Source organism: Bacillus cereus group sp. Bc010 (assembly GCF_027716745.1).
In the GTDB taxonomy this organism is placed as follows: domain Bacteria; phylum Bacillota; class Bacilli; order Bacillales; family Bacillaceae_G; genus Bacillus_A; species Bacillus_A pacificus.
The window spans coordinates 30,268-53,061 of record NZ_JAQFUY010000028.1; the positions used below are offsets into that span (position 1 = coordinate 30,268).

Genomic DNA, 22,794 nt, shown 5'->3' on the forward strand with positions numbered 1-22,794 from the left:
GTTAATGAGTTTAAGATCCTGTTTCATTCATATAAGACAGGATTTCTTTTTATTAAGGGGGAAAACATGTTTAATAAGGCTATCGTTATTGGCGGAAGTATCGCAGGAAAGCTCGCAGCAAAAGCATTATCAACTGCTTTTAAAGAAGTAATCATTATAGAGGCCGGTGAAAAATGGGATGGAAAGTCCTCGAGAAAAAGAGTCCCACAAAGTAATCATCCTCATGTGTTATTAAAAGGTGGAGAAAAAGCCATTGAGGAATTGTTTCCTAATATTACGAATGAATTAATAGAAGCAGGTAGTGTCGTACATAACTTTACTCGTGATTTAAAATGGCATCAATTTGGTTTATGGAAACAGCCATTCATAGGAGAAGTACATATGATTCAACAAAGTCGTCCTTTGCTAGAATGGAATATCCAAAAACGAATACATCAAATTTCAAATGTTACTATTAAATATGAAACATTGGTTAAAGGGTTATTGGTAGATGAAAAGCTTAACAAAGTGTGTGGAGTAAAAGTTAAATATTTAGAGACAGACGCACAAGAAGAAGTTCATGCAGATATTGTAGTTGATGCAAGTGGATTTGGTTCAAAAAGTATAGAGTGGTTACGAGAATACGAAATTGAAGTACAAGAAGAGAAAGCGCGTATTGATTTATTTTACGTAACTAGAATGTTTAAACTTAAAGAAAATGAGAAATTAGACTACTGTAATACGCTAATGTCTCCAAGTTTCCCTGACAATCCGTATGGCGTTCTTATTCAAACGATTGAAGATAATCGTTATTTTGTTACTTTCAGTGGATATGCAAATGAAAAAGCACCACAAACAGATGGAGAATTTTATAATTTTGCTGAAAACTTATCAATCCCTAATGTTACAGATTTTCTTAACAAAGCTGTGGCAATTTCAGATATCAAAACGTATAAAATTCCTTATCAAGTACGTCGGAGATTTGATCTCACCACAAATATGCCAGAAGGATTATTAGTCGTTGGAGATGCACATTGTCGTTTCGACCCTGTTTTCGGTCAAGGTGTTTCAGTTGCCGCTATGGAAGCTCACCAGTTGCAATTACTTCTGCAAGGTAAAAAACAACTTGATAAAACATTTACACAACAATTTTATAAAAAGGCAGCTACTATAATAGAAACACCTTGGGATATGACAACAACGGAAATATCACGTCATCCTCAGCTAAAAAGAGAATTAACGATAAAACAAAAATTTCAGCTATGGTATACGAAACAAATATATCAACTATCTGCAACTGATTCTGACGTTTATATTCGATTAGTAAAGGTGATGAATTTAATTCGTAGCCCATTTCACCTATTTCATCCAAAAGTGCTATTTGCTGTGTTACTGAAGCAAAAAAAATAGCAGGAAAATAGTTGATTAAAAAAGAATATATAACAGTTAGTAGATAGAGAAGGGGTAATCGAGATGAAAATATACATAGAACAATTAAAGAAACACGATGCTAAAGATTTATTTACGTTTGAACTTACGAATAAGTCTTTTTTTGAAACAATGGTACCTAATCGTGGCTCGCAATATTTTGATTTTGAATATTTCCAAAAACTACTAGATGATTTATTAATAGAACAGGCGGATAGAGAATCTTATTTTTATTTAATTCGTAACGAAGAAAATGAAATTCTAGGAAGAATAAATTTAGTAGATATAGATTCGGAAACTCGAATCAGTTCGTTAGGTTATCGAGTCGGAGAAAAGTTTACTAAAAAAGGAGTTGCAACAGCAGCTGTAAAATTAATTTTAGACGTAGCGAAAAATAATGAAATTAATGAGGTTCATGCTAAAACAACTACTAATAATCTTGCATCACAAATTGTACTAGAAAAAAGCGGGTTTTCTTCTTATCAAAACGAAGCAGATACAACATCTGTAGTATTAAATGGAGAACATGTGAATTTTGTACATTATATTTGGAGAAATACTTCGCGCTTATAATAAGGGGGACTTATTCATGAATGATTTACGTTATCCAATTGGGCAATTTACATATAAACGTCCTATAACGGAAGAAATGATTGATACATGGATTCAAGAAATTGAAGATTTACCTAATGAACTAACGAAGGCAATTAAAGATTTAGATCAGAAACAGTTAGACACACCGTACCGCGTTGGTGGATGGACAGTTCGTCAAGTAGTCCATCACGTTGTTGATAGCCATATGAATAGTTACATACGCTTTAAATTAGCACTAACAGAAAAGAATCCAACGATTAAACCATATAAAGAAGAAAAGTGGGCAGAATTACCTGATTCTAAATTACCAGTAGATGTTTCACTAGTAATGTTAGATTCATTACATAAAAGATGGGTTAACCTTTTATATTCTTTAGAACTTGAAGATCTAGAAAAGACATTTAACCACCCAGAGACTGGTGAAACAAAACTTGCTGTTGCAATTGGACTATACGCATGGCATGGACGTCATCATACGGCTCATATAACTTCATTAAGAAAGCGACTAAATTGGTAGTAACGTGAAGATTACATTAGAGAAGGCAACAGAAAGTGATGCATCAGTTTTATTTCAAATGCAAATAGACTCATTTAGCCCTTTATTAAATAAATATAAAGACTATGAAACAAACCCAGCAAATGAATCTATTGAAAAAACGATTTTGAGGATAAATAATCCCAGCAGTAACATAATCCCAGCAGTAACTATTATAAAATGATAATAGATTCTAACCTTGTTGGAGCGATATGCATTTCAAAAAAAGAAATACCATATAAATTTTGGATTAGTCCAATGTTCATTCATCCAAACTATCAAGGGAAAGGAATTGCTCAGCAGGTACTTATTTTAATTGAAGAGATGTTTCCAGAAGCACGAAGCTTTGAACTTGCTACGATTTTAGAAGAAGAAAGAAATTGTTTTCTATACGAAAAGATGGGATATAAAAGAACAGAAGTAACTAAGAAATTAAATGATAAAACTACACTTATTTATTACAAAAAAGAAAGGTAAAGCATTTGAAATACGCTTTACCTTTTTCTGTTATTTGAGATTAAATATACAAAAATGATGTATATTCTTCCAAAATACTCGGGTGAGTAATTTTAGAATTGAATAAACATACAAAAAGTATTATTTGGTCGTATATGTTACTAACGCTTTTTGAATGCTTAAAACACTATCGTCACCTTTAAATTCTTTCGTAATTGGTGTACTCAAACTAGATACCCAAATTTTAAGTTCAGCATCTAAATCAAAATGCCCAGCTGTTTCAATGCTGAATTGTGTAATGCTTTTATAAGGGATAGAATGATACTCAGTTTTTTTACCTGATATCCCTTGTTTATCTACTAAAATAAGACGACGATTTGTGAATACGATTAAATCGCGAATTAATTTATAAGCATGTTCAACTTTCTCATCGTCTAACATAATCTTTTCTAAATCACGTTCTACACTTTCTGTATTCGTATTTGATGCATTTCCTAAAATACCGCTGAATAAACCCATAGGAAATTCCTCCTCCATTATTTGTGTAATGTGTTACTTATATTGTACCACGCTCTTGACTAAGAAATAATGACATTACTTTAGTAGTTTCTGGTTATTGTTGCAGCGCACTTATATCACCTTGCCTTAAAGTCTTGTGCTAATATGTAAGTAAGAAAAAAGAAGCAGAGGGATATAGTATGAAGAATATCGGTTTAGTATTAGAAGGCGGAGGAATGAAAGGTTTATATACTGCAGGCGTACTCGAATATTTTATGGAAAAGAACTTATTTTTCCCTTATGTAGTTGGCGTATCCGCTGGAGCCTGTATGGGAGCAACTTATTTATCACGTCAAAAAGGGAGAAATAAGAAAGTAAATACAGAGTTAGTAGCAGATCATCGTTATATATCTTATCGAAATTTAATTCGAAAACGTGAATTATTTGGAATGGATTTTTTATTTGATGAAGTACCTAATAAAATTGTACCATTTGATTTTCAAACTTTCTTAAACTCAAATGAACAGTTTGTTATAGGAACGACTGATTGCGAATCAGGACAAGCTATTTATTATAATAAAGCAGAACACGGAAATGATATTTTAAAAATCATTCGTGCATCTAGCTCAGTGCCGTTTATAGCGCCTGCTGTAGAATATGATAATCGAAAATTACTAGATGGAGGAATTATAGATCCTATACCAGTTTTAAAAGCTCAAACTGATGGTTATGAAAAGAATGTTGTAATTATGACAAAGCCAGAAGGATATGAGAAGCAACGAAATAAATTTTCAGGGCTGGCTAAAATTTTATATAGGAAATATCCGAATATCGCACAATCTTTAGTAGAACATTATCGTTTTTATAATGAGACGATATCTTATATGAATCAAAGAAAACAAAAAGACAACTTTTATGTCATTCAACCAAGTGTACAACTTCCTATAAGCGGTATAGAGAGAAATAAAGAAAAACTCGTTAATTTATATAATCTTGGGTATACAGATGCTCAATATCATTATGAAAACTTATTAAATTGGATAGAAAAATAAAGGGGTGAAAAGTTGAAGTTAGGAAAACAAATTATTTTTAAGGAATTGCAGAACATGCATAGTCCATTGCGCAAGCCGTTTCCTTACCGTGCTACAGCAAAATTGCAGCGAACTTTAAAGAGTAAATTTACCGAAGATGACTGTATAAACGCTGATTTTAATCATTATTGGATGCATACAGCAGCAACTTTAAATTCTGTACTAAATGAACAGAACATTACGTTTCAGCAAATCAAGTGGTTAAAGAAATCTTTTTTTGAGTGGTTTCCACAATATTGTTTTCTAGAAACAGAGATTATGAAGTATCCCATTTTATATAGAGATTTCATGAATTATGAAAAGACCCGGAAGCTATTACTTTATTATCTTACTGAATAAAAATTTAAACGTACAAGTCATGCTGCTTGTACGTTTTTTGTTCATAAAATATACAATATTTACAACTTGTCCATGTAGGTATTTTAACGAGAAAAAAGAAGTACATATAGAATATGTGCGAGGGAGGAGATAGAAGTTTGTTAGCTGTTTTCCTTTCAATTCATGTCCAACTCAAATATTTCGAGTAAAATTCGTTTCTTAATGGTATTATCAAATATCAGGAAAACTAATTTAGAAATGAAGAAGGGACAGGTTTAAAATGGAAAACGTATCAAATGTAGATAAAGTAGAATCAATACAGTCTTTACAGTCAACAATCCGTAAACTTGAAAATGCACTCTCTCAGATGACTCAAAAAGGTGCAAATACTACATTAGTGAAAAAACGACTTAAAGCTGTTTGCATAGGGTTAGTAGTGCTAGAAAACGTTTGGAATCAAGAAAGTCATCAGTATAGCCAAGAAAAGTTAGCAGACGCTCGTAACGTCCTTGCTGGTTTACTTCCATCAATTGAGAGAGCCTATGATAAGTCTAAAGCCGGTAGTCCGCAAAGAACACTTTTAACAAGAAGAATAAAAGCGTTGGAACTTTCTATTCAGGCAATTGATCATTTTTCTAATAAATAACGTCTCTAAACACATAAAACACATAATTTACGACTGCTTTAATATAGGAAGTGCAGTATAGCAGTCGTTTTCCTTCAAACCATTATCCATCCGGAAAAATTGAAACATATTCATTTCATAGTACGATTTTAAATAACACACGTAAAATTCATATTTATACGCCTCATGATTATTCTCACACTTCACATCTTCAAGAACTTCTCATTGTATTTGATGGGAAGTCATTCATTAATAACCTTTCAATCGCAAAAACACTTAATTATTTAATTTACAAAAAAGAAATCCCATCTTGTATTGCTGTTGCTATAGATCCTGTTGATCGATTAGAAGAGCTAACTTATAACGATAAAATGAACGCATTTTTAACGAAGGAATTACTTCTGTGGATTCAGGCTAAGTATCGTGTGCATAAAGAAGCGAAACATACAACAATTGCAGGTTTCAGTCTTGGTGGCCTAGCAGCTTTTTATGCAGCACTTCAAAATCCGCATATTTTCGGGAATGTGTTGTCAATGTCTGGATCTGTACATTGGAAAAAAGATGGTTATGAAAATCAAATTCCTTGGATTGAAAATCAAATTTCATCAATAGATTCTAATACGACTCATCTCTATTCTTACATAGCAGTAGGTGAACTTGAAAACGAACCTCTTTTAACGGCCAATAGGCGCCTATATAAAGCTTTAAAAGAAAATAGATACCAAACCACTTATGAAGAGTTCCAAGGCGGACATGACGGTATTTGGTGGCGAGAAAATTTGTTTGACGGGTTGAAAGCTTTAAAACTTACAAAAAACACACTATAAAATAAAAAGGAGAGAGAATCTATGAATCAAGAAGAACTAGATAAGAAACTAAAAAAGCAAGAGATTTTAGTAAAAGATGAGAAAGTTTGGTCCTATACATATGAGGATCATATTAGTTCTATCATTAAAGAAGCAGAAAAGAAAGGGTCTTTTGATAATATGCCTGGTAAAGGGAAACCTCTAAATCTAGATAAAGACCTTTCGTACAATCCTGAAAAGCAACTGTATAGAACGTTAAAGAATAATCATGTTTTACCAAGGTGGATTGAGCTTTCAAAAGAAATTGATGATTTAAAAGAAAAGCTAAAAGAAAATACAAATACTGCAGAAGCAGCGAATTTAATTCGAACTATTAATAAAAAGGTTTTAGAACATAATTTACTTTGTCCACCAAGTGCGCAAAAAACGAGGGTGAAAACGGACTTTTAACAATTTTTCATGAAGCTATCTCTTGCTATATAATTAAGTAAGGCATTTTTAATTCATTATGAAAGGGAGGCAAATGTAATGAAGAATACGTATCAACTTCAAATTCGAAAGAACTAGAGCAGTATCGTACTATTTTAGAAGAAAGTGTAAAACCGTATATTAAAGTGTCTGGAACATTAGCAGAGACAACGCTTTTTGAGAGTAAGTTTGGTGGATATCCGTATTTACCTATAGATCAAGAGCACCCTAAAGATTCAAATGGACAACCTATGATGTTACTTGCTCAGCTAAACTTTGAAGAAATGCCGCATGTTGAATATATGCCTCAAGAGGGAATGTTACAGTTTTTCGTAAGTGCTGCTGATGAGCTTTACGGAGCAGATTTTGATCAGCCAACAACTCAAAAAGACTTTCGAATTATTTATCATTCTACAATTATAGAAGACTTAAATAAGGTTATTACTGATTTTAGTTATTTAAACACTTTAGAATTAGAGGACTTTATTATACCTGAAGCAGCGAAATTAAAGTTTGAATTGGATTATCAACCCGTAACGTCAGGGGATTATCGATTCGAAAAGATTTTTAGTGAAGATATTGACTGGGAAGAAATTGTTGATGAAGAAAATAATACAGAATTAAGCGAACTGTATGATGATTTATGTAAAGATCAAGGACATAAAATTGGTGGATATCCATTTTTCACACAGACAGATCCGAGAGAATGGGAAGAAAAATACCAACAGCATGACATCCTATTACTGCAAATCGATACAGATGATTCATTAAATATTATGTGGGGAGATTCTGGTGTTGCAAATTTCTTTATAAAAAAAGAAGACTTGTTAAATCTAGATTTTTCCAACGTTATTTACAATTGGGATTGTTATTAAAAATATATAAATGAAATACTAGCAAGTTAAAAAATCTTCCTGAAGGTAAGGGAGATTTTTTTATGTTAAAAATAAACGTTATGTTAACTAGAATACGAAAAATGGGTATAACAAAAGTCAAGTGTAAATAACAGAAATAACAATAAATAATGTGAAGTTATAAAACGTGTGTAAACAGCAATAAATTCATACAGTAAAACATAAAATATAATTATTAATTTATGTTTTGTTTAGAAATGATTTTTCTGTATAAAAATTTCTCGCTGATCAAAAATGATTTTAATTCGTTTAATCTGAATCAATTATTGATTCAGAGTTGCTGCGATTGATTGTATAGCAAAATAAACGGTAAAAACTGTAGAAATCTGTTTAAATAAGATTTTATGTAAATCTCACTAAAAATCTCTGTTTCGTCTCATTAAGTATAGTTTACTTGGTTTTTGATACCTGATATTGCTTTGTTTCTGTAACTGCCTATAATATATATTATGTCTACTAGTAAAAAGTAATAAACTTATTATATATTAGTTCGGTTTGGTATACTTCCCTTTTCCTTATTTATTAGTGAATAGTTCTTTGATGCCGGATTAGTGTAAATTTATACTCTTGTAAATAATCATTAATAAAACATAATAAAAAACAACTTGTTTAAATTTAATAATTAAACAAGTTGTTTTGAAATTGGCTAAACTATATTTATAATTTGTTTGCTTTAACAATTACTTTGATTTCAATTAATAATTCACCGTGAATTTTAATTTTATAATTGAACTTGTTTGTGAATTATTCAATCATCATTACAATTATTCTTTTCTTGAAAAATATTGTATTTACGCTTTAAATGCAAATCTTTATCTTTATAAATCCACTGTGAAAATTTATTAACATTATTTTTACCACTTAGGTAAATACGATATTGTTTTTCTTTGTCAACAAAACTTAATTGGAATTTATTATTCTCAAGGATATCTTTAAAAGAATTCATAAAATTATATGATCCTCCAACAAAGCTAACAAAGTATTTATGAGAGTTAACATGACCATCCACATCAAAATACCCACGAACAAAGTGATGTAAATATTCTTCAGGCACGAAAGGGAATTTGATATTTAATGATTTACATGGCATGATTCCATGTATATTCATAAGGTCGTCTTTTATTGTTTTACTATTAATGTTTAGCATATATACGCCTGTTTTTTTATTTTGATACAGTGGCTGTTTTGTGTTTAGTTCTTGTTTTATATCTTCTAAAATATAACTTTCTTTTTGTGATACACTAACACATTGATTATCTTTTTGTATGACACCATCTGCTGCTATAAATCCTAATATATAAGCCATATTATTTGACCACGTTTTAAAATAATCTTCTGATATGTCATATTTCCTCTTCCAACTCCCTATAGCACGCCTTGGAACGTTATTGTCTGTTAAAACCATACGAATATACCTAGCGGACACATTGGCAAGCGTAGCTATTTCTGAGGTACTCTTCCCTTCTGTATATAGCTGAGTTATTTCAGATTTTGATAGTTTACATTTTGATTTCTTTTTTCTCTCTATTTGCACTTACATCCTCTCCTTTCTTTTACTAATTAGAGATATATTTTCTTCTTTAACATACAACGAAACGTATGTTCTTTGTTGCTTTTAAGAATGAATTTACTAAATTAAAACAATTTACATTTACTTAATATTGATTTTATCTGCCGCTAAATAACACTCATTTTATATATATGATTAATGAATTTGACGAATTTATGAAATGTACTTTATTTAAGATGAAAGATAAAATGATATAGTTTACACTACAAATAACTACAATAACAACATACGTATATTGTTAAACGTAAAAAGGAGAACGAATGAAAAAGAAATATGTAAATCAAATTCATACTGATGTAAGTTTTAAACCGAAAGATATTATAGGTTTAATGACTGATTACTTTAAAATGAAAACAAAGTTGCGTCCTATAAAGAATTTACCTATTGTTTTATCAGATAAAAACAATAAGTCTTTAGAGAGTATTACATGGTTTGGCCATTCTGCTTCTCTTTTAAAAATAGAAGGTAAAACATTGTTATTAGACCCGATGTTTGGAGATGCCTCTTCCCCGTTTCCAGTGTTTAATAGTAAACGTTATAGTGGTTCTTTTTCTTTAGAACGTGAAGAACTGCAAGAAATTGATGCAATTATCATTTCTCATAATCACTATGATCATTTAAATTATAAAAGTATTATGCAATTAAAAGATCGTGTAAAGCATTTCTATGTTCCAACTGGAGTTGCGCAATATTTAATTAAATGGGGTGTTTCACCTAGTAAAATTAGTGAGCATAATTGGTGGGATGAAATTATGCTTGATACTATTAAGTTAGTATGTGCCCCTGCAAGGCATTTCTCTGGACGAGGTATGACAGATAGAGATTGTTCGTTATGGTGTTCATGGGCTATCCTTGGTCAAGAAACTAAAGTTTTCTTTAGTGGCGATAGCGGTTATGCGCCTCACTTTAAGGAGATTGGTAATAAATACGGTCCATTCTTACGTTAATGGAATGCGGGCAATATGATCCAAGGTGGTCTGCTATTCATATGTTGCCTGAAGAAACAGTACAAGCTCATATTGATGTAAAAGGAGAATTACTTCTTCCGATTCATTGGGGTGCTTTTACATTAGCATTACACGAATGGAGTGACCCGATAGAACGTGTTACGAAAGAAGCTAACCGTTTAGGAGTTAAAATTACAACACCTCAAATTGGCGAATCTATTACGTTAAAATCTACAGACTATCCTAGGTATGCTTGGTGGCAAAAAGTCTAATTATAATAAAAAGCGAATCTGTCTTATATAAAAGATTCGCTTTTTACTTATTGATTATAATGTATCGTTGACAAACTGATTAAACTTGTCTATTTCTTCAACGAATGGATTATGATTACTTTCTTCAAATTTAGTTAATGTTGCGTTCGGGATCAAATTTGCTATTTCACGAGAAAATATGTAGGGACATTGTGCATCATGCTTACCACAGTATATAAAACTTGGGATTTTTACGAATTTAAGTTTCTGACGAACATCATAATCTTTATATTCAACTTGTCTAAAATAATTTAGCCGATTGCCAACTGTCTTTCCGCTATTCGGCAGTTTTAATGCCTCTTCAAGCTTTTCTTCAGAATAAAAAGACATAAGTGCCCACTCTCTACTTAATGCTTTTCTTTCTTCTTGTACTGTACTATCATCATTTAATGCATTCATAATTGATACGATTCTATTAAATTTTACATTTTTACTACAGTATATACTATCTTTATGAGATGCATATTCCTTGCTCGCCGCTGCGCCACCAACAATTATTTTCGTTAAACTTTCTTGTGCTTCAGTCGCATATACAAGAGCTAACATCCCTCCTGTCGAATGACCAGCAACCCCCCATTTATTAATATATAAAGCTTCTCGAATCGCTTCTAAATCTTTAATCGTTTCGGTCATACTATATTCAGAATCATTTTTTGCTGAATCTGAATTGCCACACCCCTTTAAGTTAACTAAATATACGCTATAATGGTCAGTAAATGGGTTTGCAAAAGTATTTCCATTATCGTTATACTCGCTATACATATGTGTAACGCATAAAGGCGGACCTTCTCCCTTCATAAAATACTCAAAATTGCCTCTAGTAGTTTTGACAATATTTGTTTTCCACATATTGAATCTCCTGTCTAAAATTTTTTATCTGCTTTTTAGTTTTTTGGTACACTGGGCATTTCATTTTCTTCATTACACTCATCCCCATTTGAATTTTCTCCTTAGCTACTCTTCGAATTATTTGAGTTATAATTATTTTGCTGTGTATTGTAGATTACAATTCCTGCTTTTTACAATTGAATTATATTATTTATAGAACTTTCCTGTTTAGCCAATTTTTCATTCCTATAATCTATTAATTTATGATTAGATAAAACAAAATTGTGCTCTAATATGAATTTATTGTAGAGCACTTCAACTAAAAATTTAGGTATCATCTCTCCTACGCCGTAATTATAGTCACTAAGAATCCAAGAAATCTCTTTCCAATCTAAAATTCCTTCTGATACTTTTTTTGGAGTTTGATATGTAAATTCATTCATTAGCTCTATTAAATAAAGATACATACCACCAGAATATGAAGAATCTTTCCACTTAATAATGCCTTTAAATTGAATTTGGTCATACGTAACTTTTATATTAGTCTCTTCCTTTATTTCACGAATCGCATTTTCTAAAGGTGTTTCGCCCTTTTCTATCTTTCCTCCTACACCATTCCATAATCCTTTTACCGGATCATATTCTCTATTTAACATAAGTATCTCTTCATTTCTTTTTATAAAACATAAAGTGTGCTTGTACATAATGTGATTCCTTCCTCCGTTTTTAATAAGCTCTTACTGGGGATATAAGATGGATTGCTGCAGATTGTGTCCCTGCTTCAATTAATATCGGTCTCATAGAACCGCTGAAACTTAAAGTAACCGTTTTTTCTTTTATTGCCCTTAAAGCATCCAACATAAATCGTCCATCGAAAGATATATGTAATTGTTTTTCACCGTGAATTGCATCTACTTGTTGTGTTTCATATATTTTTCCAATCTGAGAAGCATTAGAAGAAACTTTAATTGTAGATTCGTTTACGATTTCTAAGTTAACATTGTTATTTGCCCATTCACTTGCTAATAAACTTGATCGATCTACACCTTGTAACATTCTTTGTCTATCTACGTTAATGACTGTTTGAAATTTATTTGGAATTAAACTAGATATATTAGGATATTTCCCTTCGATTAGTCTTGAATATAAAGTAGTTGTGCCGAATGTAAAAATAATGTGGCTTTCTGATAGATAAATAGAAACGAATTCTAAATTGCTGTTCATTAATTTTAAAAGTTCATTAATGGTTGCACTTGGTACAATACAATTCGCTTTCATATTAGTAGAAATTTGTGTTTCACGTATAGCTAGTCTATGAGAGTCAGTTGCAGCGCATATTAATTTATTGTAGTCTAACTCGATATGCACTCCGGTAAGAACGGGTCTAGATTCATTTTTCGCTACTGCAAAGACTGTTTGTTTAAACGCATCAATCAATTGTTTTGTTTCTATTTGTATTTCTGCATGATCCTCTATTTGTGGTACGTTAGGAAATTCACTCGCTGGAAAGCCATTTAAGTTTAATGTGATTTCTTCTGATTGTATGGTAATTGTTTGCTCATTCTTACTTTTTATTACTATATCGCTTGGCATTTTCTTTATAATTTCAATGAAGTATTTTGCAGGTACAACAATTGTCCCTGCTTGTAAGGTAGTCGTAATTTGTTCGTCATCCATGGAACTAGGGATGAATTTTTCGATGAAAATATTTGAATTACTTGCGATTAAAGTAATTCCAGATTGATTTGCAGTTATTTTTATACCGGATAGTATAGGAATTATAGCTTTGGTAGATATTGCTTTACTTACTTCTGAAAGTGCTTGAGTGAAATGTTTATGATTAACGATAAACTCCATTTTTCCCCCGCCTTATATGTAATGATATTTTTATGTTGCTTGATGAATGATTGTTCCATTAAAAATGTAAGGTACTGTTTCTTTCTTTTGTAAAATGTCTAGTAAATGTTCTGGTATACGCAAATACGGTGCTGCTCTATGTAATTCCATCCAAGTAATCTCTTCAATTTCTTTTGGCCTTGATATATTTGTCTCCCCACCAATTATTTCACCTAAAAAATTAAAGAAAATTGCATGGTGTCCTCTCTCCTCAAAAAAAGCTTCGCTAATGTAACAAATCCCCTTTACAGTTATATGTAGACCGGTTTCTTCTTTCACTTCCCTAATTACTGCCTCTTCTAACGTTTCTCCCAATTTAACCGCGCCACCTGGTAGTGTGTAATAAGAACCATTCTTCCCTTTGTTTTTTACCATTAAGATCTTTTCGTTTGTTTTATCGTATAAAAGTGCATATGTAACATTTACTTTCTTCATCTAAGTCCACCTCTAATAATGGGAATTTTCTATCTTTGTTACATTCTACCATTTATTCGTTTTAAAATATAAAAAAGTTAATTGAGTATTTCATTTATCTGCTCTTAGCAAAGTTAACGTGAAAAAAGAGCCCTAGTAGGAGGACCCTTTTGTAGAATTAAGCTATTTTTCGATGTAGCTGCTTTATTTCCTTTTTCTTCTCTGCTTTTGGTGGACGAATTAATATCGAAATAACGAAGGAAATAACGCTTAAAATACCGATTATAATAAAGGTCGGCTGAAATCCACCGAATAATGCTCCGATGAATGATCCTGCAAGCGCACCAAATCCGAACCCTTGGTATACAATCCCGTAATTTGTACTATGGTTTTTTAAACCGAAGTAATCCCCAACAATGGCTGGGAATATTGTAATATTACCACCAAAGCAAAAGGCTACGCTGGCTACACAAGCAAAATAAATCCCGTAATTTAATGGAATGAAACTTAATGTAAAGACTGACAATCCAATAATAATAAACGTTGCAGAGACAATTTTCATTCGGCCAATTTTATCTGATAGCGTTCCAAGAATGATTCTACCTACTGTATTAAAGATTGCAATCATTGCGACGGCATTAGCAGCAGTTGCAGCGCTAAGTCCAACAAGCTGTACCCCAATATCTTTTACCATACTGATTAAATATAGACCACCCATACACGACGTAAATAGCATAAAAAACAAAAGATATACTTGTTTCGTTCGCATCATTTCACGAGGCGTATAATCATTGTGTAATGTCTCAGTTACAGTATTACTTACTATTGCTTCATGTAAGAAGAACGATCCGATTAATACTAAAAGTAAAACGATGATACCCCAATATAAAAATGCTTGTGACACACCAAAGCTATCGATCAGACTTCCGTTTATATATCTAAAGATTAAGCTACCCATTCCATATGCAGAAACAGATATACCAGAAATAAGTCCTTTTCGATTTGGAAACCATTTAATTAAATTAGATAATGATGTGATATAAGCAGTTCCATCTGCATAACCAACTACTACACCAGCTAATAAATAAAGTAATGGTAAGGAAGAAACTTGTGAACTAAGTATTAAACCGAGTCCCAGCACAATCCCTGCGGTAGCGATGAGTTTTCGAAGCCCTAATTTTTGCTGTAACTTTCCTGCAAATAATGTTGAAAATGATAAAGAGAAGCTTGTAATGGAGAAAGTTATCGCAACGGCATTAAGGTTCCATCCAAACTTACTAACAAGGGGCTGATTAAATAAACTCCATGTGTAAATTGTTCCAAGGCCAATTTGAACAATGATTGTACCTAGAACAATTAGTAACGGATTTATAGAGATTTGTTTCATACTAACTGTCCCCTTCTTTTATCGTGACATGAATTTTCACAGTTAGTATAACCATCATAAAAAGCAAGATACTGCATGAAAAATGGAAATTGAATTCATGTACACAAAAAGACACTCCATAATGAAGTGTCTTTTTGCAGGTTATATTAGATTTACTTAAAGAAAGCTTTGTTAAGATAAGACATTTTCAAATGCTTATGTATATAGAGTACCAAAAGTTTTCAATCATGTGATGGGACTTAAGATGTATTTTTGATTCATCATATGGTCGGATAAACGAAAAATTAATATTCAATTTCATCAAAATCTTTCGGCTGCGGTACCGTTTGCATATTAGCTGCATCTTTCGGATCGCTATAAATTGCATTTTGCTCTGTATTTACATCTTTAATGTTTTGCTTTTTGTTTTTATTCATTTTATCTTTCACTTTCTCTCACTCCTTTTCATTATAGGAGTAATTATGCCCTATTACCGTTACGAAATGTATCCGCGACTAAATTGCTGAATTCACGTAAATAATATAAATAATTATCACCGCCGTAGTTATATCTTTTATTATACATTTTTGCAACAACTACATTATATTCAGGTATTATTAATATAGTTGGCCCCGTAATTCCTAATATTTGATATGATCCTTTTGGTACGCGTTCACCAAGTTCACTTAATTGTGCAGGTTCATTTTGAACGAACCAAAATAACCCGTTTTGTGGTAGTTCATTGTTTGTAAATGTTGGACTCTGTAAACTTGTTGCAATTTCTATCACTTCTTTTGGAACAATTTGTTTCCCGTTTAATACACCTTGATTTAAATGAAGATTTCCCCAATAAGCAAATTCTCTAGCTGAAACAAACAGATTTTTTTCCGTACCGTCATCTACTGTACCAATTGCGCTAATTGCATCTTCATTCGGATCATTAACGACTTCAACTAAATTTTCATCTTGCTGAACTCTCCAACCTGTTTCTTGAAAGTTAGCAGGTTTAAACACACGCTCTTTTAACAATTCAGGAAAACTTTTGTTATATAGCTGATAAATAAGACGTGTCATCATTCTTACATTAATATCTCTATACGCCCATCCTCGCCCCGGTTCAAATTCACGAAAAATTGTCCCGTCATTCGTTTCTTCTAATCCGTGCGAATGTGTTACTAAATGTCTTATCGTCGTTTTACCAAGCAATACAGGATCAAAGTCTTTAAAATATTTTATCGCTTCATCATCAATAGAGTTTATTTTCCCCTCGTAAAGCGCATACGCTATCATTAATCCTAAATAACTTTTTCTAGCAGAAGCAATGTTAAATTGTGAAGATGCTGTTACTCTCTTGTTTGTAGATGTATTTGTGTGATAACCACTATAATGCTCTAGTACGATTTTATTATCTTTTATAATACAAAGTGCTGCTGCAGAACTATGATTTTTTTCTTTTATATTCTCTACCCAAGAAATCAACTTATCATATGTATACAAATGAATCCCCCTTAACACTAATACAAAATTACAGCATGAAAGAAAAGTGCAAAATAATTTTCACACCTTTCTTTCATGTAAAATAGTTTTGATCTTCTATACCTAAATGATCCACCAGTTCCAGCAATTAAAGCAACCGAAACATCCTGCACAACCTACGCATCCACCACATCTGCCGCCACAACCACCGCAGCGTCCGCCACAACCTCCGCATCCACCGCAACGACGTACATCGCCTTGGATGTAATAATACGGATATTGATTTTGTTGTTGATCCCAATAAACAACATTACCAGTTTGAAAATCATTAAGGTTTAATGATTGTAGTTCTTGTTGAAACTGATTCATTATGAAACCCTCCATTTATTAATGTAAATTCCGTCCAAATATGAAAGTTAATAAATTTTTGTAAATAAAGTAGAAACAAGACTATAGACTAAATGCGTACATCAACAAAATATGAACTTACACTAGGTGATGTACCTTGTTTTTTAGCCTATTTTCTTATTTTCCTTTTGGCGGACAGATTTACTATTGATAGAGGCGTTTAAAAATTGCTAATCCAACAGTTTAGTAGTTCATCACTTAATTTTCTTTCTAGTAACTCTTTAACTGAAGGTACTGGCATGATTTTATAAGTATGTAAAGCATCTTGATTATAATCCATCCAGTGAAACGCTAAATGAGATTCTTTAGATTTTGGTATGAAATCAATATGTAACTCTTGTGAATCTATCTCAAAAATATGATTGATTTCATGGTGAAGAACTTCTTTATCTTGCCATTGGTTTTCTATGACTCCTAAAAATTGTTTTATACTACAATTTACTCCGAGTTCTTCTTGTAGTTCTCTTATTAATGCATTCTCAGCTGATTCGCCAACTTCAACATGACCACCTGGTAAAAAATAATGATGGCCAATATATTCAGCTACTAACAATTTTTCATCCTTAATCATAACAGCTCGTACAATATGATGAAATTTATTTTTCAATTGCTATTCCTCCCATTCATTTACTTTATATTTGATTAAAATAGTCATTTAATATAGGAATAATATAAATCATAGGTGTTTCATACGGATGAATTTTGTTAATGACTTCAAGTGCATCCTTTACAAGATCCCGTTTGCACTTTATTTCAATTTTACATTCTTGGCCTTCACAAATCTGACCAATTTCCCCGTTAAAAGGCGATGCGTCTTTTAATGGTCTCCAGTATCCTTTCACAGAACTATAGGACAGACAATGATCATATTCTCCCGTTTTACAAGCACCAATTTTATTTAACTCATTCCTCAACATTTCAATGTATTCTTCAGGGATAAATACTTCAATTTTCACTTCAGTAAATTGCATAATTCATTTCACACCTTTATTACATAATAATTAAACGAATAAGCGATATACTTGCTCACCATCATAATCATGTCCCAATGATTGAAAACCATAACGTTCATATAGTTTCTTAGCAGAGATGTTATCTTTATGTACTGTTAATCTAATTTCTCTACACGCTTTAAATGTATTTTTTATTAAATAGATACTTTCCTGTAATGCCGCTTTTCCATAACCTTTACCTTGCTGCATTTGATCAATAATAAAACCGTTTATCCAATACATATCAGTTGTCTCTCTTACAACAGCATGCATAATAAAACCAACCATATGGTCGCCATCATATATCACAAATGGCATGTACTCTACATTGTCACCATCTGGTTTTATATATACTTTAGCAAGCGAAACTGCTACGGATGGAACAAATTTCAACTGATTTTCTTTAACTTGTAGCTTTAATGCTTCTTCCCAATTTTCTCTCGTAACAACCTTTAACTGGACATTCAATATTGTAAGCTCCCTTATATAGAGGATGTATGTTTATATTCAACGTAGTGAAATAATTCCCTTTTTCGCCAACAACTTATAACATGATTTTTATAAAATCTTGAATGAATTTTTGTTCATCTATTTCTAGTGCTATACGGGCTCCTTCAGATATAGAGCTATGGCGAAAATCAGCAAATGTTTGTCCTTTCGTATCTCCGTATGTATCTATATTTACTGTACGATGCACAAATTCAAAAAAACTTGGATTTACTAATCCACTTATTGCAACCACATCATGTAGCAAAGGTCCTTCCATAGATGGATTAAGTTTTTTGTATGCGGATAGATAGTAATCATACATTGGTTTCATTATCATATGAAATGGATTCTTTGTATTAGCTTGAATATAGTTAAATACATTTGGTGTTAACACAGCTTTGTTTGTTACATTTAAAGGGAATATGAATAAATTCTTTGCTTGATGGAAAACAATTTTACTTGCTATAGGATCCCCATACACGTTTGCCTCTGCTAATGGCGTAACGTTTCCTACTTCTAAAAAAACACCACCCATGAAATAGATTCCTTTTACATTTAGCATTAAATCATTCCATAAATTAAAAGCAATTGCTAACGAGGTAGATCTTCCTACATCAACAATCGTTAAATCTTTTCCGTACTTTATAAGAATCGCAGCAATACTGCCGAAATTATATATTGGAATAGATAATATATTTTCTGGAACATGGATGGGCCCTAATCCTTCTGCTCCGTGAATTTCAGGATAGTACGTAGTGATTTCTTCTGTAAGTGGTTTTGTTGCACCACTAATGACAGGAATGTCTTGTCTATTTGCTAACTGTAAAATATACGCTGCATTATGTGCAGCATGTATATGCTCAACATTTCCGTATCCGGTTACAATACCGACAATTTCAATTTCGGGATGCAGTAAACCATACATAATGGCAAATGAGTCATCAATACCTGGGTCTCCGAAAAATAATACTTTTTCCAAGAAATACTCTCCCCTCACAAAAACATAGCGTCATCAATAACTATGTATATGAAAAAAGCAAGTATATCTATGCGAATTTTTGAATGGATAATGTTTTACAAAATATTAAGAAAGGAACTAGCGTATGCTAATTCCTTTCTTAAGTAACCATTCTCAAATTTAATTAATTATCGTATCCTTCATAAATTGCATCATTTATTTGATTTTGTATTTTTTTATCATCAGGTATAGGTTTCCACCAATTTCCTGTAATAAATAACATAGTTAATAAATTATAACTATCACTAAAATAGCTTTCTCTCTTATTCTTCATCCAATCCCAACCGCTATTTACCCACTTTTGATTATTGCTACTCGTTATACTTGCAGCAATAAACGGTGAAACAAATACAGCAGTTGAATAACTACCAATATTAGATCCGTTTAATTGATAACCATCCACAATTTTAGAAGGATTTCCATTCGTTTTATTTTGAATCCATGAAGAGACTTTATCAGAAATGACTTTACTTCTTTTCTCGCCGTACATCGCATAGTCCATTACAATTCTCAATGGTACCCGACTAGCATTGTAATAATATGCATTTGTATATTCTGACTCATCTAAGAAGTCTTTAGGTGCGGGTTGTGGTGGGTTTTTTACAACGAAATCTGAAATAAGTCCTGTATTTGGAGAGTACTTATTACTAAATTGTGTATAAACATCGTACAAATTATTAATAACAGTAAGCCAAGTTTTATCACCTGTAAATTCATAAAATGCTCTATGTTGTCAGCTCCTTTTAAAATGCTTACTACATAAAATGCAACATACAATATTTAACTAAAATACAAAATATTATATTTATCAACATAAGAAAGAAACTATATGAAAAAGTATCATAAAATTATAATTGAATTACATTATACGGATTGATCATTTGCTAGATTCCTATGTTTTTCTTTTCTTAATACTGGTATATGAACAATCAAAATTCCAAGTATAGTAATCCCCCCACCAATTATTGAAACAAAAGTCGGTACTTCTCCTAACCATATCCAAGCAACGAAACATGCAGTTACTGGCGTTAAATATAGAGAACTTGTTGCTTCAGCAGCACCAGAATGAGATATGATATAAGCCAATGCGATATATGGGAGTACTGTTGGAAATAAACCTAAATATATAACACTCATATTCACTTCAAGAGGAGCTGCTAGTATTTCTGTATACATTCCCGGGAAGAAAATAAGCATACATACCGTACTAGATAAAATTGTATATATCGTAAATGGTAAGAAGCCGTACTTTTTTAAGTAAGAAGTTTGGAAAACAAAATATAAGCTTTCTGAAGTCGCTGCTAATAGTATAAAAAATCCCCCACTATTTAATTGAATAGCATCTACTTGGCTAAATGATATGAGAGCAATTCCTATAAAACTAATTACACCACCGATCCAACCGTTTAATTTCATTTTTTCGTTCAAAAAAATAGAAGCAAGAATTGCCGTTACTATAGGTGTGACGGAAACGATTAAACTTGCCGATCCAGCATTTACTGTTTTTTCACCATAGTTTAATGCGATGTGATAAAAAGTAAATCCTAAAGCACCAAATATAAAAATTGCTGGGATATCCTTTAAATCCGGTATTCGTAACTTGTAAATAAAAGAAAACAACAGAAGTATAAATGAAGCGATTAATAAACGTAGTAAAGTCAGATGCTCAGGTGTATAAGATGAAAGCCCCATACGAATTGCCGGAAAAGCAGATCCCCATATAAGAATCGTAAAAACGTGAGCGCATATAATGCGTAAATCCCATTTTTTATTATGCATGTTGTCTCTCCCTCCCTAATAAACCAACCATTTTCGAATTACCAATTATTTCTTTTCATCATATTTAATAGTTGATACAATGTCTTCAACCAGTTACTTATCGTAAAAACCAACCACTTGGCATTTTTTAAGTGAACGAGGGGAGTTTATTTATGACAAATAGTAAAAAACTGCCTAAGTATCGGCAGATAGTAGATTATATGAAAGAAAAAATTGAAAATGGAGAGTGGCCAATTGGAAGTAAGATCCCTAGTCAAAGGCAGTTAGCAAAATCATTTGAAGTAAATCGTAGCACTGTAATAACTGCACTAGATGAACTTATGGCTGATGGACTGATTCAAGGGAAAATTGGAGCAGGAACAATTGTAACGAATAATACATGGTCATTATTAGCAACGAATCCACCACCTGATTGGAGTGAATATGTAAAGGCCGGTATTCATAAACCAAGCAAGTTAATGGTACGAGAAATAAATGAGGCAGAAGCAAATAACAAACTTATCCATCTTAGTAAAGGCGAACTTGCTCCTCATCTTTTTCCGTTAGAAACGATGCAGTCCATTATGAAAAAAGTAAGTGAGGAATTAGATTATTTTGGATACGAAGAACAAAAAGGGTTTTATCCGTTACGTAAAGCAATAAGTAAATACGTAAAATCATTCGGAATACATACGTCACCGAGTTCTATATTAATCGTCTCTGGTGCATTACAAGCATTGCAATTAATATCAATTGGTCTTTTGCATAGAGAATCAACTGTTTTACTTGAACAACCTTCTTACTTATATACACTTCATGTATTTCAATCAGCAAATATAAATTTATCTGGTATAGCTATGGATCATCACGGTGTTTTACCTAACGAATTATTAAAACGCATTAAATATAGTAAAAAGAAAAACATTTTATATTCTATCCCTAGTTTTCAAAACCCAACAGGGATATTAATGTCTAAAGAGCGAAGAAAAGAAATAATAAAAATATGTGAAAAGGAACAGTTACCTATTATTGAAGATGATATTTATCGCGAGTTATGGATTGATGAACCACCTCCAGTCCCTTTAAAGTCGATAGATAAACATGGACATGTATTATATGTTGGTAGCCTATCTAAAACACTTAGCCCAGGACTTAGAATTGGATGGATTATTGGACCTGAACCAGTTATTGATAGATTGTCAGATATAAAAATGCAAACAGACTATGGATCGAGTTCATTATCTCAAAGGGTTGCTGCCGAATGGATAAATAAAGGTTTTTATGAGGAACATGTTGCAAACGTAAGAATTCAACTAAAAGAACGAAGACAAATCATGATACGGGCTTTAAATAAGTATTGTGCAGATGTTGCAACGTGGGATATTCCTAGTGGTGGATTTTTTATATGGCTAAAGGTAGTACCTAGCATTCCGATGAAGAAATTATTTTCAGAGGCTCTATCAAAAGGGGTTCTATTAAACCCAGGACGTATCTATGAAGAAGAATCAGATCAGTACATACGTTTATCGTATGGATATGCTTCCTCTGAACAAATCACTAACGGGATTAAATTGTTGAGTGAATTAATTCGTAAGCTAATGGCATAACA

At 32.0% G+C, this 22,794-nt stretch carries 22 protein-coding genes and 5 pseudogenes; 11 read left to right on the plus strand and 16 right to left on the minus strand.

What is annotated here, in order from left to right; translation table 11 throughout:
- Positions 1-66: 66 nt before the first annotated feature.
- The 4 genes and pseudogenes from PDQ68_RS22460 to PDQ68_RS22475 form a co-directional block, all read left to right on the plus strand.
- Positions 67-1,389 (plus strand): FAD-dependent oxidoreductase, encoded by a 1,323-nt coding sequence (locus PDQ68_RS22460; RefSeq protein ID WP_061182520.1) that lies wholly within the window; start codon positions 67-69, stop codon positions 1,387-1,389.
- A gap of 63 nt (positions 1,390-1,452) precedes the next feature.
- A complete protein-coding gene (locus PDQ68_RS22465; RefSeq protein WP_061182521.1) occupies positions 1,453-1,980 on the plus strand; it encodes a GNAT family N-acetyltransferase in 528 nt (175 codons plus the stop codon).
- A 16-nt stretch (positions 1,981-1,996) separates the two neighbouring features.
- Positions 1,997-2,518, plus strand: a complete 522-nt coding sequence (locus PDQ68_RS22470; protein WP_061182522.1) for a YfiT family bacillithiol transferase — start codon at positions 1,997-1,999, stop codon at positions 2,516-2,518.
- 4 nt (positions 2,519-2,522) lie between these two features.
- Positions 2,523-3,013, plus strand: a pseudogene (locus PDQ68_RS22475) (GNAT family N-acetyltransferase); the annotation flags it as partial.
- Positions 3,014-3,133: 120 nt separating this feature from the next.
- On the opposite strand, the gene PDQ68_RS22480 reads toward PDQ68_RS22475, so the two are convergent.
- Positions 3,134-3,511, minus strand: coding sequence for a PH domain-containing protein (locus tag PDQ68_RS22480; protein WP_062822576.1), 378 nt, complete (start codon positions 3,509-3,511; stop codon positions 3,134-3,136).
- A 179-nt stretch (positions 3,512-3,690) separates the two neighbouring features.
- Here PDQ68_RS22480 and PDQ68_RS22485 point away from each other — a divergent pair, with 179 nt between their 5' ends.
- From PDQ68_RS22485 to PDQ68_RS22510, 5 genes and pseudogenes are all read left to right on the plus strand, one after another.
- Positions 3,691-4,542, plus strand: coding sequence for a patatin-like phospholipase family protein (locus PDQ68_RS22485; RefSeq protein ID WP_016717626.1), 852 nt, complete (start codon positions 3,691-3,693; stop codon positions 4,540-4,542).
- 12 nt (positions 4,543-4,554) lie between these two features.
- Positions 4,555-4,920 (plus strand): YxiJ-like family protein, encoded by a 366-nt coding sequence (locus PDQ68_RS22490; protein WP_016717625.1) that lies wholly within the window; start codon positions 4,555-4,557, stop codon positions 4,918-4,920.
- 259 nt (positions 4,921-5,179) lie between these two features.
- Positions 5,180-5,545, plus strand: coding sequence for a hypothetical protein (locus tag PDQ68_RS22495; RefSeq protein WP_061182523.1), 366 nt, complete (start codon positions 5,180-5,182; stop codon positions 5,543-5,545).
- A gap of 47 nt (positions 5,546-5,592) precedes the next feature.
- Positions 5,593-6,780, plus strand: a pseudogene (locus tag PDQ68_RS28910) (DnaJ family domain-containing protein); the annotation flags it as partial.
- 78 nt (positions 6,781-6,858) lie between these two features.
- Positions 6,859-7,673 (plus strand): annotated as a pseudogene (locus PDQ68_RS22510) (YwqG family protein).
- Positions 7,674-8,460: 787 nt separating this feature from the next.
- Here PDQ68_RS22510 and PDQ68_RS22515 read toward each other — a convergent pair.
- Positions 8,461-9,246: an LAGLIDADG family homing endonuclease gene (locus PDQ68_RS22515; RefSeq protein WP_333724091.1), complete on the minus strand. Its 786-nt coding sequence runs from the start codon at positions 9,244-9,246 to the stop codon at positions 8,461-8,463.
- A gap of 296 nt (positions 9,247-9,542) precedes the next feature.
- Here PDQ68_RS22515 and PDQ68_RS22520 point away from each other — a divergent pair.
- Positions 9,543-10,501 (plus strand): annotated as a pseudogene (locus tag PDQ68_RS22520) (MBL fold metallo-hydrolase).
- Positions 10,502-10,555: 54 nt separating this feature from the next.
- Here PDQ68_RS22520 and PDQ68_RS22525 read toward each other — a convergent pair.
- From PDQ68_RS22525 to PDQ68_RS22590, 14 genes and pseudogenes are all read right to left on the minus strand, one after another.
- A complete protein-coding gene (locus PDQ68_RS22525; RefSeq protein ID WP_016717619.1) occupies positions 10,556-11,389 on the minus strand; it encodes an alpha/beta fold hydrolase in 834 nt (277 codons plus the stop codon).
- Positions 11,390-11,559: 170 nt separating this feature from the next.
- The gene (locus PDQ68_RS22530; RefSeq protein ID WP_016717617.1) at positions 11,560-12,072 is read right to left on the minus strand and encodes an NUDIX hydrolase; all 513 of its coding nucleotides are present in this window, start codon (positions 12,070-12,072) and stop codon (positions 11,560-11,562) included.
- A 22-nt stretch (positions 12,073-12,094) separates the two neighbouring features.
- The gene (gene dnaN / locus PDQ68_RS22535) at positions 12,095-13,225 is read right to left on the minus strand and encodes a DNA polymerase III subunit beta (protein ID WP_061182476.1); all 1,131 of its coding nucleotides are present in this window, start codon (positions 13,223-13,225) and stop codon (positions 12,095-12,097) included.
- Between the two features lie 30 nt (positions 13,226-13,255).
- Positions 13,256-13,699: an NUDIX hydrolase gene (locus PDQ68_RS22540; protein WP_016717616.1), complete on the minus strand. Its 444-nt coding sequence runs from the start codon at positions 13,697-13,699 to the stop codon at positions 13,256-13,258.
- Between the two features lie 157 nt (positions 13,700-13,856).
- Positions 13,857-15,065 (minus strand): L-lactate MFS transporter, encoded by a 1,209-nt coding sequence (locus PDQ68_RS22545; protein ID WP_061182477.1) that lies wholly within the window; start codon positions 15,063-15,065, stop codon positions 13,857-13,859.
- A gap of 284 nt (positions 15,066-15,349) precedes the next feature.
- Complete coding sequence (locus tag PDQ68_RS22550; RefSeq protein WP_000653369.1) at positions 15,350-15,493, minus strand: hypothetical protein; 144 nt, start codon at positions 15,491-15,493, stop codon at positions 15,350-15,352.
- Between the two features lie 31 nt (positions 15,494-15,524).
- Positions 15,525-16,541, minus strand: a complete 1,017-nt coding sequence (locus PDQ68_RS22555; RefSeq protein ID WP_061182478.1) for a serine hydrolase domain-containing protein — start codon at positions 16,539-16,541, stop codon at positions 15,525-15,527.
- Between the two features lie 102 nt (positions 16,542-16,643).
- Entirely contained in the window at positions 16,644-16,889 is a 246-nt protein-coding gene (locus tag PDQ68_RS22560; RefSeq protein ID WP_001071372.1) for a heterocycloanthracin/sonorensin family bacteriocin, read from the minus strand.
- A 199-nt stretch (positions 16,890-17,088) separates the two neighbouring features.
- On the minus strand, positions 17,089-17,535 hold the full coding sequence (locus tag PDQ68_RS22565; RefSeq protein WP_061182479.1) for an NUDIX domain-containing protein: 447 nt from the start codon (positions 17,533-17,535) through the stop codon (positions 17,089-17,091).
- Between the two features lie 25 nt (positions 17,536-17,560).
- Positions 17,561-17,899, minus strand: coding sequence for a divalent cation tolerance protein CutA (gene cutA, locus PDQ68_RS22570; protein ID WP_016717611.1), 339 nt, complete (start codon positions 17,897-17,899; stop codon positions 17,561-17,563).
- Between the two features lie 30 nt (positions 17,900-17,929).
- A complete protein-coding gene (locus tag PDQ68_RS22575; RefSeq protein WP_016717610.1) occupies positions 17,930-18,388 on the minus strand; it encodes a GNAT family N-acetyltransferase in 459 nt (152 codons plus the stop codon).
- 76 nt (positions 18,389-18,464) lie between these two features.
- The gene (locus tag PDQ68_RS22580) at positions 18,465-19,388 is read right to left on the minus strand and encodes a nucleoside hydrolase (protein WP_016717609.1); all 924 of its coding nucleotides are present in this window, start codon (positions 19,386-19,388) and stop codon (positions 18,465-18,467) included.
- Between the two features lie 163 nt (positions 19,389-19,551).
- Positions 19,552-20,154: pseudogene (locus PDQ68_RS22585) on the minus strand (glycosyl hydrolase family 8); the annotation flags it as partial.
- 137 nt (positions 20,155-20,291) lie between these two features.
- On the minus strand, positions 20,292-21,206 hold the full coding sequence (locus tag PDQ68_RS22590; protein WP_061182342.1) for a DMT family transporter: 915 nt from the start codon (positions 21,204-21,206) through the stop codon (positions 20,292-20,294).
- A gap of 152 nt (positions 21,207-21,358) precedes the next feature.
- Between PDQ68_RS22590 and norG the strand changes: the two genes are divergently transcribed.
- Positions 21,359-22,792, plus strand: coding sequence for an efflux pump transcription regulator NorG (gene norG, locus PDQ68_RS22595; protein ID WP_016717606.1), 1,434 nt, complete (start codon positions 21,359-21,361; stop codon positions 22,790-22,792).
- The last annotated feature ends 2 nt before the right edge of the window (positions 22,793-22,794 follow it).

Bases quoted from the DNA above. Each gene is read 5' to 3' on its own strand.
- PDQ68_RS22480 (WP_062822576.1), bottom strand. From the start codon at position 3,511: ATGGGTTTATTCAGCGGTATTTTAGGAAATGCATCAAATACGAATACA.
- PDQ68_RS22465 (WP_061182521.1), top strand. From the start codon at position 1,453: ATGAAAATATACATAGAACAATTAAAGAAACACGATGCTAAAGATTTA.
- PDQ68_RS22485 (WP_016717626.1), top strand. From the start codon at position 3,691: ATGAAGAATATCGGTTTAGTATTAGAAGGCGGAGGAATGAAAGGTTTA.
- PDQ68_RS22560 (WP_001071372.1), bottom strand. From the start codon at position 16,889: ATGAATCAGTTTCAACAAGAACTACAATCATTAAACCTTAATGATTTT.
- PDQ68_RS22590 (WP_061182342.1), bottom strand. From the start codon at position 21,206: ATGCATAATAAAAAATGGGATTTACGCATTATATGCGCTCACGTTTTT.
- dnaN (WP_061182476.1), bottom strand. From the start codon at position 13,225: ATGGAGTTTATCGTTAATCATAAACATTTCACTCAAGCACTTTCAGAA.
- PDQ68_RS22530 (WP_016717617.1), bottom strand. From the start codon at position 12,072: ATGTACAAGCACACTTTATGTTTTATAAAAAGAAATGAAGAGATACTT.
- PDQ68_RS22525 (WP_016717619.1), bottom strand. From the start codon at position 11,389: ATGTGGAAAACAAATATTGTCAAAACTACTAGAGGCAATTTTGAGTAT.
- PDQ68_RS22545 (WP_061182477.1), bottom strand. From the start codon at position 15,065: ATGAAACAAATCTCTATAAATCCGTTACTAATTGTTCTAGGTACAATC.
- PDQ68_RS22495 (WP_061182523.1), top strand. From the start codon at position 5,180: ATGGAAAACGTATCAAATGTAGATAAAGTAGAATCAATACAGTCTTTA.
- PDQ68_RS22460 (WP_061182520.1), top strand. From the start codon at position 67: ATGTTTAATAAGGCTATCGTTATTGGCGGAAGTATCGCAGGAAAGCTC.
- norG (WP_016717606.1), top strand. From the start codon at position 21,359: ATGACAAATAGTAAAAAACTGCCTAAGTATCGGCAGATAGTAGATTAT.
- PDQ68_RS22470 (WP_061182522.1), top strand. From the start codon at position 1,997: ATGAATGATTTACGTTATCCAATTGGGCAATTTACATATAAACGTCCT.
- cutA (WP_016717611.1), bottom strand. From the start codon at position 17,899: ATGCAATTTACTGAAGTGAAAATTGAAGTATTTATCCCTGAAGAATAC.
- PDQ68_RS22540 (WP_016717616.1), bottom strand. From the start codon at position 13,699: ATGAAGAAAGTAAATGTTACATATGCACTTTTATACGATAAAACAAAC.